Raw genomic sequence first — 16,155 nt, 5'->3', positions numbered from 1 at the left:
GGGGAAAGGGGAAATCGATGTGGAAGAGAAGTCTTCACAAGTTATAATCGAACTAGCATCGAAAAAAGATTCCCAAATTGACCATTATCTAAATAAACCACTAGAAATGTACTTATTTATAGATCCGATGTGCCCAGAATGTTGGTCTTTTGAGCCGTATATTAAAAAGCTGGTCAGTGAATACGGACATTATTTTAAATTAAGGCCTATTATTACCGGTTCACTATCTTCTTTATATAACCCGACTCCAGCTTATATTCGAGAGAAAATCAATGACTGGGATACGACAGCCAAAATGACTGGTATGTGTTGCGACCCAGATTATTGGCTAGTCAATCCTGAGACGTCACCTTGGCCTGTCTCTCTTGCTATTAAAGCTGCTGAGTTACAAGGACAACGTGCTGGCACAAGATATTTACGAAAACTTCGTGAATATTTATTCCTAACTAAGAAAAATATCTCTGATATTGATAATCTAGTAACCATTGCTGAACGAGTCAATTTGGATGTCGAAGAATTTCATAAGGATCTACATTCTGAAGCAGCCAAACGCGCTTTATTGGGAGATTTAAACTTGACGCGTGAAATGGAAGTTGATCAAACGCCTTCAATTGTTTTATTCAATCGCGAAGATGAATATGATGGGTTGAAAATAACAAGCGCATATGATTATGAACTGTATGAACGCGCTTTGATTGAAGTCATGGGTAAACACATTTCACCTAGTATTAAACCAAGTCTCACGGAATTCTTGGCAGAGCACCAATTCGTAGCAACAAAAGAAGTTGCTTTTGTATACGATTGGTCAATGAAAAAAACAGAACGAGAATTGTTGAAGCTATCATTTAATAATCAAATTGAAAGAATCGATGCAAAGTACGGAAGTTTTTGGATGTATAAACAAACAACATAAATTTAATGATTCTAGTACTCATACTTTATCTACCTGCCCCGTAACATAATAATAGACAGGAGTTGATCGCGATGTTCATCGTCTTAGGCTGGCTATTATTATTACTCGGGGCTTTTATATTGAACCTCCTTGGAATGATGGAATTATTACCCCGCCTCATTACGTTCCCACTATTGTTCACCGTTATATTTATATTTGTCTACACCCTTACACAAAAAAACGCTATTCGGCGAAGATAAAGATTAACGGAACTTGGGGATATGTTCGGAAATGCTCCTTGCCTGAGCAATCAAACATTTTGAATCAATAGGAAGATTGCTCATAAGACTTCTCTAAATAAAAAAACCATTCTACAACTGGCATACAGTACCACATACATGTAGAATGGTTTTTCATTTATTCTGCTAAAAGTTTTTCAAATTCATCTAGTTTCGCATCAAATACATCTAAAGCTTTGAAAATTGGATCTTTCGTCGTCATGTCGACGCCAGCCTTTTTGAGCACGTCAATTGGATCTTCACTACGACCTGCTTTTAGGTAATCTTTAAAGCGCTCGACTGCAACATCTCCCTCTGTTAGGATTTTATCAGCCAAGGTTGTTGCCGCAGCATAGCCTGTTGCATATTGATAAACATAGTAGTTCATGTAAAAATGCGGAATTCTTGCCCACTCATATCCGATTTCTTCATCAACATGAACGTTATTTCCAAAGTATTTTTTATTCAAATCATAATAAATAGAAGTTAATTTATCTGCAGTCAGTGCTTCACCATTTTGATCGCGTTTATGAATTTCATGTTCAAATTCAGCGAACATTGTTTGACGGAAAAAGGTTGCTCGGAACCCTTCTAAGAAGTTGTTAAGCAAGTATAACTTCTTGTTCTTATCTTCCAATGTCTTTAACAAATAATCATTCAATAAGGCTTCATTTGCCGTAGATGCAACTTCAGCAACAAAGATTGAGTAAGAGCCATATCTTTTACTTTGGTTTTGGTGCGTGTAATAACTGTGAAGTGAATGTCCTAATTCATGTGCGAGTGTAAACAAGTTATCGATATTGTCGTTCCAATTCATTAGAATGTAAGGTCGAGTCAAATAACTCCCAGATGAATAAGCCCCACTTCGTTTCCCTTTCGTTTCCAACCAATCGATCCAGCGTTCATCATAAGCTTTTTGTAAGATGGAATTGTACTCTTCACCAAGTGGCTTAAGTCCTTCCAATACATGCTGTTTCGCTTCATCAATCGTCACTTCGATTTTTTCGTCTACTAGCGGTGTATAAATATCATACATATGCAATTCATCTACACCTAATACTTTTTTCTTCAAATCCATAAAACGATGAAGAGACGGTAGTCGATCATTTACCGCATCAACTAATTGATCGTATACTTTTTCAGGAATATTATTTCGGTCCAATGAAGCTTCACGAGCTGAATCATAATTACGTGCATCCGCATAAAAGTTCGCACCTTTTACTTGGCCGCTTAATGTTGCTGCGAACGTATTTTTAAAACTTTTATAAGTGTTATGCATGCCTAGAAAAGCACTTTTTCGCACTTCACGATCCTTTGAATCAAGAAAATCTCGGTAACGACCGTTGGATAGTTGAACCTCTTCCCCATCTTCGTTTTTTATTTTGGGCAGTTCTAAGTCTGCATTATCTAACATACTGAATGCTTTCCCAGCAGTAGTTGAAACTTCTTGTGATTTAGCGAGTAGTATCTCTTCCTTTTCGCTAAGAACATGCGGGCGAGATTTAATGATATCTCGTAATGTCTTTTCATATTTCTTTAATTCTTCATTTTGCTGCAAAAATGATTCGATCTGTTCATCGGACATTCCAAGAATCTCTGGAGTCACGAAACTAAATGCACTCATCGCTTCGGTCGCAAGACTTGCGGCTCTCGCATTTTGATCTTGATATTTGCTGTTTGTTGTATCTTGATCGGAACGCATATGAGCATATACATATAACTTTTCCAATCGGCCATCAAAGTCATCTTCAAATTGGAATAATTCCAGTAAGTTTTCAGGTGAATTGGCTAATGTACCTTTAAATTTCTCTACTTTTTTATACTCTTCTTTTAATGCTTCAAATTCTTTCTCCCACTCTTCATCATTCGAAAAAATGGCTTCTAGATCCCACGTCAAGTCAGTAGGAACTTCTTCTCTTGTTTTTAGTCCTGTATTTTCTTCGGCCATCTATGTAACCTCCCTGTTTAATGATTCTTACAATTCTTTATTTTATAGCAACTTCCACGGAATGTAAAAAGAAACTTCTCTTCTTCATTAGTGTTTCCCCAAAATGCTCTAAGATATTTCGATCAAAAAGCAATGCTTCATCTAATGTTTTAGGGTATCGTGGGTGTTTGAGGACAATCCATCCTTTAGGTGTTTTTTGTAGGTAACCAAACCAGGACAACAACGTAAGGTATTCATATAGTGGGTGAATCGAATGAGTGGAGTGCTGTGTGGTAATCGTGTTTGTAAATAATTCATTACAAGATTTAAGAGCTTCCGTCCAAGATATATATTCTCCAATATTTTTCTGTCTCCAGCAGCTAAGCAGAAATTGTGTTTGCCATATATAATTTGGTACGAGCAGACGGTAACTTGACTGTACTGGTAAGTGTACACAGGCTGGAAGATACTGCGGATGAAGATATTGTCGATAGAGCATCAGCATGAATTTCTTGTCGAGCTCTGAAATATGTTTTCGTTGCATTGTGCGTAGTCTCTGTTTTTCTTTCAACCAGTATGTTTTGAAGCTACTTAAAGGAACATTCATTGGCATGTTTTGAAATGTTTCAATTCCTACTTTTTGAAGGGGTAAATAATTTCTTTGGACAAAGCATTTAAATTGGGAAGAAAAAAATTGTGATAAGATGGTGAGTCTCTTTTGAGAAGTTGAGTAAAACAAAAGGATTGGTTGTTTAAATGGAGGTTCTTTCATAATTGCAGATTTCATAAGAGGTGAGAGTCGAAAGGAGTGATTATAGAGAGCGTTTAAATATTTTTCCCCGAAAATCCAAACCGGCATAAATCCTGCTTTACGAATCCCGTTCGTTCTTGCTTCGTATTCTTCTAATGAAATGGGAGCGCATTGATACTCAAACGCTACCGGTGTTCTTCCGATTTTTGCAACGACATCAATGCGCTGTCCGATTTCAGGTAAGGAATATTCTAAGGTGGAAGCAAATCCATGATATTGACACCATTGGTCTATATCCATCTTTCCATTGAGATGTTCTGCTGATTCCCCTCGTCGCACTGAACAACTGCTCTGTTGCTCATGTGCGAAGTGAGGGACTTTAATCCTACCGGCCTTCAAAATAACTTTTTCATTGCATTCGGGACACGTAAAAGATTCATAACGAAGCTGACTGATTTCTTGCTCATTCTTTTTATAAGCGGTAATCAATTTACCGAGCTCATTTTTAGCAACCAGCAAGCGTCGCCCTCCTCTCTTTTATAATAATGGAGATAATAAGCGGAAAAATGATTCCATTACACGGATAAAAATAGAACGTTTATTAAATGTTTCAGGGACTAACTCGTTTGAGTCGAGAAAGTCTCTTTCAAAGTCTTCTTTGAGCTCAATCGTACTATCTGTTTTAAAGAGAAAAGCATTTACCTCAAAATTTAAATGGAAGCTTCTCATATCCATATTGGACGTACCAATGCTCGCTAATTCGTCATCAACTAACATAACCTTACTGTGCATAAAGCCTTTCTCATATTCAAAAACTCGAATACCTGCATCAAGCAACTCAGCAAAATAAGACCGGGATGCGTGAAAAACGACACGTTTATCTGGCTTGCTAGGAACAATCAAGCGAACATCCAGTCCACTTAGACTAGCGACTTTCATTGCTGTCAACACATCATCATCAGGAATGAAGTAAGGCGATGCAATCCAGATTTTTTTCTTCGCCGATATAATCATCGCAAAATAAAGTTTCTTAATCGTTTCCCATTTATTATCAGGGCCTCCGGCAATCATCTGGACGCCACCTTGTATTTGTTTATGATCTAAAACTTCAGGTTGAAGATACTTATGCTCCAATAATTGTTCATCTGTTTCATATTGCCAATCTCTCAAGAAGATTAATTGCAAGCTTCGTACAGATTCACCACGAACGTATAAATGTGTATCTCGCCATTTACCGTACATTTTCACTTTTCCTAAGTATTCATCACCAATATTCAAACCACCCATAAAGCCAATCTTTCCATCAACAATGACAATTTTACGGTGATTTCGATAGTTAATTCTGCTTCCAATTAACGGAAAGCGAACGGGCGCAAATGCTTGAACATGGATTCCCGCTTCTTTCATTTGCTCAATGTATAAATTCGGCAATGCCCAGCAACCTACAGCATCATATAAAAAACGTACCTCTACACCTTGCTTTGCCTTCTCAATCAATACTTCTTGAATTTGCTTTCCAATTTGGTCATTACGAACAATATAATATTCCAGATGGATATGATGTTCTGCTTTTTTCAAAGCTTCAATCAACTCTGGAAATTTTTCTGCCCCATTGGTAAGTACGCGTGTATCTGTATTAAACGAAATCGGAGAATTCCCGAGCTCTTGTGCCAGACGAAAAAACATCTTTTGATGATCGCCCATTTGATCAATTTCTTTATTATTGAATACGCGACTAACCTCATACATATTGAATGCTTTTTCGTCCGCTTCTTTTTTCTTTTCGAAACGCTTTTTCTTCTTATAGTTTCGTCCGAATAACAAATAAAAGAAGAAGCCAACTACTGGAAACACAGCAAAAATAAGAATCCAGTTCAATGTCTGAGATGGATTTCTGTTTTCAATAAAAATCGTAAAAACAATTAATATTGCGGATATGACAATAAAGATCGAAACGGTACCGATCAATTGACCTTCTAAAAAACTGTAAGAAATCCAACCGGTTATAACTAATAATCCTAAAAATAATGACACTTGCACCCATTTAAGCATCAGAAAGCCCCTTTTTATCTTAGCTCCAACGATTGAAGGCTATTGTTACCATACCTAATAGCCAAATTATCTTCAACATCACGATATCTTATTATACCATGACCAATTTGAAGTTTCAGTCAATAATCTGTTCGTATTTGTACAGTTGTTCGAGGATAATTAAATATTACCCATTTTGAAGATTTTATTCGGCGGTTAAACAAATTGATTTGATGATTCGGTGCAGTATTTGAAAAAGAGGTCTTCTATACACCCGAATGGATGTGATGATTCGTCGTACCGTCGAATAGACCATGCCTATACACCTAAATGAATCCGTGGAATCGCCGCTTGGGCGTATAGACTGGCTCTATACACCTTTATGGTTCCAAGGATTCGGCGTTCGGGCGAATAGACCGGCTCTATACACCTGTATGTATCAAAAGAATCGGCGTTCGGGCGAATAGACTGGCTCTATACACCCGAATGAAAGTGATGGAGCAACATTTGGTAGTATAGACTCTCTAATCTTTAACTTGAAATGATCGATAACATGCTGCTGTATGATGTAACATACTTACTCGAGGAGAATGAATTTGTATAAGCAAAAAAAATAACTGACAAAAGTTATTGTCAGCTATTAAAACGTTTCTCTTAATTGTTTCAATGCATCTTCTTTAAAAATACTCGTTCCATATTCATCGAGAAGGTGAATTGTTTCGCTCGTCTCTTCACCGTATTCCAAGATGCGGCTAATATAATTTTCTTGCTCATCTTCACTCAAGAACCCAATCGGAAAGTTAACATACAAGTAATATTGATTTTCTTTTGCAAAGAATTGATCTTCTATAAACCGTGTGTCACGCATGGAATGACTTAACGAGATCGCATCTTCCAAGTCGTCGAATTTCACAGTCATGTTTAAATCCTCATCTTCTTCTGGAGCTGATTTTTGTCGTTTTGAACCTTTCGTGTACGTCTCTTTTTTCCTTTGTTTATGAGGCACACTATTTTCAATCAACGATTCAATTTTTTCATTCATACTTGTATCCATTGGTGTTTCTTCTCCATCCGGAAATTCAAGCTTAGAACCATCTTGAGATATTTCCGCTTTTGTAACGACGATTTCCAGTCCTTTATCCATAGCTTGCACTTGAATCCATAACGGACCATCAATATTGAATGTTTCTCGATCGTTGACTTCATCCATCATTTCCCAGAAGAGTTGTTCGCCTTTATCGCGGTTATACCATATATCCTCACGTTTAAAGCCTCGATCTTCAATATCTCTGTATGATATATAAAATTTTAACGTATTTTCGTTGATACGTTCTATTTCCATTTGTCGTCCTCTCCCTTCGATTTATTTTGAGGAAGGATTACGTTTCTTCTTAGTAGTGTATTACCCGTAATCAAAATCATTCAATCATAACATAAATCAATATTCTTGTTCATATTGTATGGTAACTACATCGATTTGGTATGGACAATTCAGATATTCCATATTCGCCCTTGAAATGGACGAGCGATGCTTCTTGTCTACCATCTTTATTTCTAGAATCGCTTAAGCAATTCCTTCAACTTCTTTATTATTTTTCTTTATTCTATCTAGTTTTAAAAATCAATTATAAAGGATTTCATTCCTTTGAACAACTAAACTGCTCTCGAAACAAATGTATTTATTACCAACTGTGAACATCTTGTCACGATATAAAATGGAGGTTTATTATGGACATATTTTTCACTGAGTTATTCACGAATTTAAACTGGGATATTTTCAAGGCTGTCTTAATTATTATCGGATTGGATTTAATTCTTGGTGGAGATAATGCTGTTGTCATAGCGATGGCTAGCCGTAACCTTCCAGAACATTTACAAAATAAAGCGATTGCTCTCGGAACAGTACTTGCGGTCTTCATTCGTTTTTTACTCGCATGTGTCGCCATTTACTTACTTACGATTCCTTACTTGCAGCTAATCGGTGGATTGTTCTTGTTATATATTGCCTTTTCTTTGCTGAAAGATGGAGAAGATGACCAAGAAATTCAAGCATCTGGTACATTGTTAGGCGCAGTAAAAACCATTGTTATCGCTGATGTTGTCATGGGATTTGACAACGTGTTGGCCATTTCAGCAGCTTCCAATCAAGATTTTCGTTTAATTTTATTTGGACTGGCTGTCTCTGTACCGATCATCGTTTTCGGTAGCAGGCTAATTCTATATGCAATGAAAAAATATCCGCTCATCATTTATTTTGGTGCATCGTTATTAGCTTATACGAGTGGAGAATTAATCTTAAATGAACAAAAACTTGAAGTGTATATTGAATCGTTACCATACATCCAAGTTGGATTGCCCATTGTATTGATCGTTCTCATATGCTTGTACGGTCGCTCAAGAAACATTCCAGTAAAAGCATAATCACTAACTATAAAATAAAGCTTACCCGTTTATAACAATAAAAAAACAGCCACCATGTAGTTTACACAATGACTGTTGACATACTATTTTTAATTTACCATTCGCTGTGCTTCTTTTAACTGGAAAGAACGAACTTTCCGTGGTAAGAAACGACGAATTTCATCTTCGTTATAACCAACTTGAAGTCGCTTATCATCTAAAATGATTGGTCTTCTTAGCAGTCCTGGATTATCTTGAATTAATTTAATCAATTTCTTTAAAGGTAATTGATCTAATCCAACATCTAACGTTTGGAATACTTTTGAACGTGTAGAGATAATCTCATCTGTTCCATCTTCAGTCATACGAAGAATTTGTTTAATTTCATCTTCGCTTAGATTTTCAGAGAAGATATTACGTTCAGTATAAGGTATTTCGTGTTCTTCTAGCCACGCTCTTGCCTTTCTACAAGATGTGCAGCTTGGTGAAGTAAATAATGTTACCATGCCATTCACTCTCCTTAAAGGGCTTTCAACACGAGTTAAAATATTTAAAATCGCTATTAGATTAAAATAACTTTAATTTACTTGGGTATGGCTTAAGTATACTACAATCATTCTAATATGAATAGATGGATTTGACATTTGTAATCAAAACTTCATATTTGCCTTTTAATCCTTTAATAAAGTATTACCCTGTTACAAATATTATAAACCTAAAAACTGGTTTTTTTTAATATAAAAACAGCTGCCTTATCTAATAGGCAGCTGCGAGCCTTACGTGGACTGCAATTCATTCGCATCTTCAAAAATATCAGTTTCTCTTTTTCTTCGCTTAAATACTTGATCAACAGGTTGATAGCTCTCTCCATAAATTTCTTTATCCTTATAAGTGTGGATATCCACATATGTTTTTTTCATTTTCTCGTAAATTAATTCTTCATCTTCATCAATTGGTGACCAAAATAAAATTTCCAACGGATTCACTTCTTTTGTTGCAATTGATTTTTTTTCGTAACCAATCGTTTTAGCATGTTGGAAGTTTTCACGCTCATAAAATCGTAACCGTTTAGCTGTATCTGTATCTTCGTAGTCAACAGGTTCCACTTCAAGAATAATCGGCTTACCTTTCGTTTTTAATTGACCGATTAATTGTTTGCCTAGTCCTTCTCCTCGTGCTTTTGATGATACATATACATAATCAACAAAAATGAATTGTTCGTATTCAGCATACATCAAAACGTGGTCTTCACTTTCATCTTTATGGTATATATTCCCTTTCTCATCTAATAAAACTTCAAAGTGTTCTTTGGATTTCATTTCTTCAATTGGAAAGTATTCATTTAGTTTTTCATACCAAGTCATAATTTCGCTCCTTCGTAGACTGAATTCTGGTTTTCTTCACTTACATTTATTTATTTTATAGGAAGGCGACTTGAAAGTTAAACCGTATAAAGCCTGAATATTCAGCTTGAGAATGGATTAAATGGGATCATCATAACCTAAACTCTTTTATTCTTATAGATCCACTTAATGGCTGTTGGATAGATCGTTTTATGGAAATTAATAACTATCATCGACATTCAAAAAAAGTGCTGTAGAAAGAATTTGCTTCCTACAGCACTTCATTTCATTCGTTATTTTGGATCAAAATTGACGCCTTCTGTGTATCGGTTCCCTGAATTCCATATCAAATACTCATAAATATCATTATCATATAAAGCACGAATTTGAGCTTCTACCTCTTTTTTACCGTATGTGAACGCCTGGCCTGCTGGATATAACCAACTGGCTGTGAAATCCTGAATCCAAGGTCGGGAAATCGGTCGATCTTCTAATTGGTCTAGCAATTCATTTTCCGATTTACTGTATTCATCAACAAGTTTATACGGCTCAGTGTCAGGCTTTTCAATGCCAAAGTAAGATGTCCAATGACTTGGATAAATCATGGAAGAGATCACATCAACGTTATCAGCGATTTGTAAGAAGTTTTGTCCAATGCCTGGCGCTTCCTCAATCGTTGCCGTATAGCCAAAAATATCTACAGAAACATCTACATCATAAGGTTCTAATTCCTTATTTGCATACTCTACGAAGCTAGTCACCGCATTGACACGCTCTTTTATATTATCTAAGTCTGCTTTATCAAAGTCTCCTCGACTATAATCAAGCGATTCATCCCGTTTTTCAAACCCTTCCGGAAAACGTACATAGTCAAATTGGATTTCTTGAAAACCCATCTTAGCCGCTTCTTTGGCAATTTCAAGATTGTACTTCCAAACATCCTTAATAAATGGATTGACGAATGCCTCTCCTCGGCCATTTTTCCATACGGAACCATTTTCTTTAAATGACCATTCTGGTTTCATTTCTGCTAGATTCGTATCTTTGAAAACAACAATTCTAGCAATTGGATAAATCTTCTCTTCTTCTAATTCTTTTAACATTGCTTGAGGATCTTTAATAAAGTTCTGGGAAAATTGACTATATTCCTTACTGTCATCTTCTACTTTATAAGTTATGTTTCCGTGGTCATCTTTAATATCAATGACCATTGTGTTTAACGCAGTGGAAGCAATAAGATCCTTTAAGTCATTAAAGCGTTCACCACCTGCCGAATGGCCTGTAACGTAAACACCTCGGACTGCATCTGGGTACTCAAAATTAAATTCGCTTTGGTAAACGAAACGAGGGACAGGGTCAGGAAGCACTTTTTCTGTTAATTCTGTTGAAAATTGCGTATGTAACTGAACATTGTTACCATCTTTTTCATTTGTGTCTTCTTCCGCATGGATTGTCATTCCTACTAATAATGTAAATGAAATCATTATAAGAATTTGTAAAAAAGTCTTGTTGTTTTTCATTTTCCTATCCCCCATCTATTTCTCATACACTAAGTCTATTATATTATGTTTTTACTGTAAATGGGACTTATTTCTACAATTTTCTACAGTAATTTTGTATGAAGTTTAATATAACAATTTTATAGACTCGTGACAGACAAAAACTTTACCTGCTCGCATTCTGTTCAATCAAGTTTTAATCAATTCTATGCTCTTTCTTCCCGGTTAATATAACGATTAAAACTTTTTTAAAGATTCTAATCATAATAAAAAGAGCGGAATCTCTCCCGCTCTCATTTGATTTCTTTTACCTTTATCCTAAAGCAACATCTAAAATCATCATGATGACAAAACCAATCATTAAGCACATCGTCGCCATATCTTTATTCCCATTTTCATGTGAACCAGGAATGACTTCTTCAACAACAACGAAAATCATCGCTCCTGCCGCGAAGCTTAGTGCATATGGAAGGGTTGGTGCCATCCATGTCACTGCTAAAAAGCCAGCAATTGCTGACAAAGGTTCGACCATTCCGGAAAATTGGCCGTACATAAAGCTTTTGAGGCGCGATATTCCCTCACGCCGAAGTGGCAAAGAGATCGCAGCACCTTCAGGTATATTTTGAAGACCGATCCCTAATGCAAGTGTACTTGCTCCCACAAGAGCTGCTGTAGAATCGACAGCAGTAGCAACAGCACCAAACGCTACCCCAATCGCAAGTCCTTCAGGTATGTTGTGAAGTGTGACAGCGAGAATTAATAATGTACTACGTTTTCTTTTTTCAGGCTGTAATCCTTCCGGTTGATTCCGTCTTGCGTATGCGTGCATATGTGGTATTAGTTTTCCCATTGCCCATAAGAAAATGGCACCAACAAGGAAGCCTATCGCAGCAGGTAGCCAACCAGGTAGACCGCTTTCTTCTGCTCTGCTGATCGCCGGGGATAACAATGACCAAAAACTCGCTGCAATCATTACGCCTCCCGCAAATCCAAGCATGCCGTCCATAATTTTCAAATTAACCTTCTTTGCTACAAGAACAGAGGCAGCACCTAATGCTGTAGTTAGCCATGTAAATAATCCTGCAATCAATGTCTGATTAAATAAACTTAAATCCATAAACCAATCAAGCATACGTTGATTTCACTTCTTTCTATTTTAAATTCGAAATTAATTAGTCAATTTACCATATGTGAAATATACCAAAAGTGTTTCCCATGGTCAACATTTATTTTTAATTAATTTTTAAATTGTCAGTGACTGTGACTTCCGTATACTAATCGCGCAATTGATTCATTACCTACGATTGTTTAACGCTGTCTCAGCTTGTTTACCCAATTCGCTTTGACATTAATTATTTATACGAGCGTTTAACCCTCTTTGAACACATCTATTCATTGTCAACATAGTCGTTCTAATTCTCCAAACCATTCATAGAGATATAAATGGGCAGAAATTCAATGATGGGGTGAGATATATGAGTGAGGATTTATCGAAAGATCAAAATGAGCGTGGAAAGAACCCGAAACAAGAACAGCTTGATCAATATCGAATCCAAAATACCGGCAAACCTATGACAACAAACCAGGGACGGAAGATATCCAATGATTCAGAGACACTTAAAGCTGGAGTACGTGGTCCTTCTTTACATGAAGATGTTCATTATTTCGAAAAAATGACGCATTTTGTGCAAGAGGAACAACCGGAGAGAGTCGTGCATGCAAGAGGCTATAGTGCACATGGTGAGTTTGAATGTTATCAATCGATGAAACATGTGACGAAAGCATGCTTCCTGCAAGAGCCAGGTAAAAAAACACCATTAACTGTACGCTTTTCTACAGTCCAAGGGCCTCGTGGCTCTTATGACACTGCAAGAGACCTGCGCTGTAAAGGCGTTAAATTTTATACAGAAGCAGGTAATTACGATTTAACGACGATTGCAATGCCTGTCTTGATCAATCAGGATCCTATGAAATTTCCTGATGTCATCCATGCATATCAAGCTAAACCAGATGATGACATACCAACGGCAACTGGAGCCCATGATTATTTTTGGGATTATGTAGCGAATAACCCTGAAGCACTTCATATGGTGCAATGGATTATGACAGATCGAGGGATTGTTAGGAGTTATCGAATGATGGAATCTTGGTCGATCAATACGTACTTGTTTGTCAATGAAGAGAATGTGACGACGTTTGTACGTTTCGTTTGGAAGCCAATTCTCGGCACTCATGCATTACTTCAAGATGAAGCAATGAAATTAGGTGGAATCGACCCCGATTTTCATCGCCGCGATTTACGAGAAGCAATTGAGAACGGACTTTACCCTGAATATGAATTAGGGGGTTCAATTGATACCAATGGAAGATGAGTTTAAATACGACTTTGATATTCTTGATCCAGCAAAGTTCTGGCCGGAAGAACTTATCCCCGTCCAACTCGTAGGAAAATTGACGCTTAATAAAAACATCGATAGCTATCATACAGAATCAGAACAAGTTGCTTTTAATCCTGGGAACGTTATACCGGGAATCGATTTTTCTAATGATCCTATTTTACAGGGCAGACTAATTGCCTATCATGCAGCGCAAGCACACCGAATCGGTCCAAATTTTCAAGAATTGCCAATCAATAAGCCTGTCTGCCCATTTCACAATAACCAACGACGTGGACCGATGCGTTATCGAATCGATGTGGACCAAGTAAATTATCACGAAAATTCATTAGCAAACAACACTCCGTATACGACTCCACCAGAAGCTGGTGGTTATGAACATTATCCTCAGAAAGTGGATGGCCGTGTTGTGCGTGGACGAAGTGAATCTTTTAATGACTTCTTTACCCAACCGCGCATACTTTGGAACAGCTTAACCCCTGTTGAAAAGAAGCATACGATTCAGGCTTTCAGCTTCCAATTGGGCAAGGTGGAAAGTGAGTCGGTTCGTCAACAAAACGTTAACTTATTAGTGAACGTTGATCGAGAGCTTGCTTGTATCGTTGCGGATAATATTGGTGTCGAACAACCCGAAGGCACCCACGTCCCTGTCTCGACAAGTTATCCATCATTAAGTCTTGCCAATGTTCCTTTTTATGCTGCGACTCAAAAAGTCGGCGTGTTGATTGGAAATGGCTTTGATGCAGATGAAGTGACCAGTGTCATTCAATTTTTAGAGAAGAATGACGTGTTTGTCGATGTTATTAGTGAACGGCTTGGTACAATTTCAGGTGAAGGCGGTACTTCAATTAAGGCGAATAAAACATTTTTAACTGCCAGCCCTTATTTATATGATTCGCTCTACGTAGTCGGTGGAGAATCCAAACAACAAGCTAAATTCATGAATGATATCTCTGAATTTGTGCACAATGCTTACAAGCACTACAAACCAATCGGTGTTGCGACAACTGGACTACCTTATATTCGAGCTTTTGAAAACAACAACTTATCAGGTGTCGTTTTTGCCGCCAACAATCCAAACTTTAACAAAGACTTCCTATCTGCGATCGCTCAGCAACGATTTTATGATCGGATTTAAATAAGAACCATTTTCACTTTACCCGTACAGATGATGAAGGGCTTACCAATCATTTGTACGGGTTTTCTTTAACCTATTTATTAGAGCACATTACTGGTTCCTAGCTCTGAGTGCTGTTTAAAGAAATTCGACCAAAATGTTCTGTTGCGTTTTATTATAATCCATTCAATCATTTTTTATGATTTTGCATGAATCATTTTCAACTGCACAAGCTATGTATGAACATTCTTTATGTACCAATTGCTCCATTAACAGATGTCATTTCATAAACAGGACACAATACAGCATTAGGAAGTAATTCAATTTAAGTTTGATCCAAATCGAATACCAAATGATTACTAATCGGGAGGTGAAAATGTGGATACTGCAAAACGAATTGCATTATTACTTGTCATTATCGGAGCAATCAATTGGGGGCTTATTGGCTTTTTCCAATTTGACTTAGTAGCATCACTTTTTGGTGGACAAGATTCACTTTTATCTAGAATTGTATACGCTCTCGTTGGACTAAGTGGCCTTTATGCTATATCAATGTTATTTGATTCAGAAAGTGACCCAGCCTCTTCTGCTCAATCAGGAAACTTACAATATGGTACAGAATTTGGTGAAGAAGATGATTTCTCAGCATTGGAAGAGGAAAGACAAGATGATGATATTGATTTACGTTAATTGTCATTTGAATTAATTAGACGGAAAATGAACGTTTTGTCGGGGCAAAATCAGCTCGACATTCAGTTATTCCTTATCACTGAAAAAGGCACTGACTCCAGTCGGTGCTTTTTTCATGAGTGTTTTTAAATGTAATTTTAGTGATGTTTTATTCAGGGAGTGAGGAAAAATTCTTCTATTCAACGATAGTGACCTAATTTTATGCTCTATCATCGATTTGACGCACTCTATTCAACGATAGCGATCAAATTTTATGCTCTAGCATCGATTAGACGCGCTCTATTCAACGGTAGCGACCTAATTTTGTGCTCTACCCTCGATTTGAAGCGCTCTATTCAACGGTAGCGACCTAATTTTGTGCTCTATCCTCGATTAGACGCACTCTATTCAACGGTAGCGACCTATTTTTATGCTCTACCCTCGATTTGAAGCGCTCTATTCAACGGTAGCGATCAAATTTTATGCTCTATCCTCGATTAGACGCACTCTATTCAACGGTAGCGACCTAATTTTATGCTCTACCCTCGATTTGACGCGCTCTATTCAACGGTAGCGATCAAATTTTATGCTCTACCCTCGATTTGACGCGCTCTATTCAACGGTAGCGATCAAATTTTATGCTCTACCCTCGATTTGACGCGCTCTATTCAACGGTAGCGACCTATTTTTATGCTCTCCCCTCGATTTGAAGCGCTCTATTCAACGGTAGCGATCAAATTTTATGCTCTATCCTCGATTTGAAAATCATCGGAATTTGAATAAATTTCATAAATCTTAGCCCTTACAGGGCAAGGGTTTCAAAACACAAAAAAGGAAGTACCTCCCCAAAGT

11 protein-coding genes and 1 pseudogene are annotated in these 16,155 nt (G+C 37.1%); 4 read left to right on the top strand and 8 right to left on the bottom strand.

What is annotated here, in order from left to right; all coding sequences use genetic code 11:
• The first annotated feature begins 19 nt into the window (after positions 1-19).
• Positions 20-913 (top strand): ClpXP adapter SpxH family protein, encoded by an 894-nt coding sequence (locus KC820_RS10470; protein ID WP_336511043.1) that lies wholly within the window; start codon positions 20-22, stop codon positions 911-913.
• A gap of 396 nt (positions 914-1,309) precedes the next feature.
• Here the strand turns inward: KC820_RS10470 and pepF are convergent, their stop codons facing one another.
• The 4 genes from pepF to mecA form a co-directional block, all read right to left on the bottom strand.
• Positions 1,310-3,118 carry an oligoendopeptidase F gene (pepF, locus tag KC820_RS10465; protein ID WP_212370853.1) on the bottom strand — a complete coding sequence of 603 codons (1,809 nt, stop codon included), beginning with the start codon at positions 3,116-3,118 and terminating at the stop codon, positions 1,310-1,312.
• Between the two features lie 37 nt (positions 3,119-3,155).
• Positions 3,156-4,367, bottom strand: a complete 1,212-nt coding sequence (locus KC820_RS10460) for a competence protein CoiA (RefSeq protein ID WP_212370851.1) — start codon at positions 4,365-4,367, stop codon at positions 3,156-3,158.
• An 18-nt stretch (positions 4,368-4,385) separates the two neighbouring features.
• A complete protein-coding gene (gene cls / locus KC820_RS10455) occupies positions 4,386-5,900 on the bottom strand; it encodes a cardiolipin synthase (RefSeq protein WP_212370849.1) in 1,515 nt (504 codons plus the stop codon).
• A 619-nt stretch (positions 5,901-6,519) separates the two neighbouring features.
• Positions 6,520-7,221, bottom strand: a complete 702-nt coding sequence (gene mecA / locus KC820_RS10450) for an adaptor protein MecA (RefSeq protein ID WP_212370847.1) — start codon at positions 7,219-7,221, stop codon at positions 6,520-6,522.
• 386 nt (positions 7,222-7,607) lie between these two features.
• Here mecA and KC820_RS10445 point away from each other — a divergent pair, with 386 nt between their 5' ends.
• Entirely contained in the window at positions 7,608-8,300 is a 693-nt protein-coding gene (locus KC820_RS10445; protein ID WP_212370845.1) for a TerC family protein, read from the top strand.
• A gap of 89 nt (positions 8,301-8,389) precedes the next feature.
• On the opposite strand, the gene spxA is transcribed toward KC820_RS10445, so the two are convergent.
• The 4 genes from spxA to KC820_RS10425 form a co-directional block, all read right to left on the bottom strand.
• Positions 8,390-8,785, bottom strand: a complete 396-nt coding sequence (gene spxA / locus KC820_RS10440; RefSeq protein ID WP_144088589.1) for a transcriptional regulator SpxA — start codon at positions 8,783-8,785, stop codon at positions 8,390-8,392.
• Between the two features lie 270 nt (positions 8,786-9,055).
• A complete protein-coding gene (locus KC820_RS10435) occupies positions 9,056-9,643 on the bottom strand; it encodes a GNAT family N-acetyltransferase (RefSeq protein WP_212370837.1) in 588 nt (195 codons plus the stop codon).
• Positions 9,644-9,915: 272 nt separating this feature from the next.
• Entirely contained in the window at positions 9,916-11,142 is a 1,227-nt protein-coding gene (locus KC820_RS10430) for a putative glycoside hydrolase (protein ID WP_212370835.1), read from the bottom strand.
• A gap of 292 nt (positions 11,143-11,434) precedes the next feature.
• On the bottom strand, positions 11,435-12,253 hold the full coding sequence (locus KC820_RS10425; RefSeq protein WP_212370826.1) for a ZIP family metal transporter: 819 nt from the start codon (positions 12,251-12,253) through the stop codon (positions 11,435-11,437).
• Between the two features lie 343 nt (positions 12,254-12,596).
• Between KC820_RS10425 and KC820_RS10420 the strand changes: the two are divergent.
• Positions 12,597-14,655, top strand: a pseudogene (locus tag KC820_RS10420) (catalase).
• Positions 14,656-15,012: 357 nt separating this feature from the next.
• The gene (locus KC820_RS10415) at positions 15,013-15,324 is read left to right on the top strand and encodes a DUF378 domain-containing protein (RefSeq protein ID WP_212370825.1); all 312 of its coding nucleotides are present in this window, start codon (positions 15,013-15,015) and stop codon (positions 15,322-15,324) included.
• Positions 15,325-16,155: the final 831 nt, after the last annotated feature.

It is taken from the genome of Allobacillus saliphilus (assembly GCF_018138385.1).
Taxonomy (GTDB): Bacteria; Bacillota; Bacilli; order Bacillales; family Alkalibacillaceae; genus Allobacillus; species Allobacillus saliphilus.
The sequence above is the reverse complement of the archived record's forward strand: the minus strand, read 5'-3'. Positions and strand labels throughout refer to the sequence as shown.

Coding starts and splice junctions, on each gene's coding strand:
- cls (WP_212370849.1), bottom strand. CDS start 5,900: ATGCTTAAATGGGTGCAAGTGTCATTATTTTTAGGATTATTAGTTATA.
- pepF (WP_212370853.1), bottom strand. CDS start 3,118: ATGGCCGAAGAAAATACAGGACTAAAAACAAGAGAAGAAGTTCCTACT.
- KC820_RS10445 (WP_212370845.1), top strand. CDS start 7,608: ATGGACATATTTTTCACTGAGTTATTCACGAATTTAAACTGGGATATT.
- spxA (WP_144088589.1), bottom strand. CDS start 8,785: ATGGTAACATTATTTACTTCACCAAGCTGCACATCTTGTAGAAAGGCA.
- mecA (WP_212370847.1), bottom strand. CDS start 7,221: ATGGAAATAGAACGTATCAACGAAAATACGTTAAAATTTTATATATCA.
- KC820_RS10425 (WP_212370826.1), bottom strand. CDS start 12,253: ATGCTTGATTGGTTTATGGATTTAAGTTTATTTAATCAGACATTGATT.
- KC820_RS10435 (WP_212370837.1), bottom strand. CDS start 9,643: ATGACTTGGTATGAAAAACTAAATGAATACTTTCCAATTGAAGAAATG.
- KC820_RS10430 (WP_212370835.1), bottom strand. CDS start 11,142: ATGAAAAACAACAAGACTTTTTTACAAATTCTTATAATGATTTCATTT.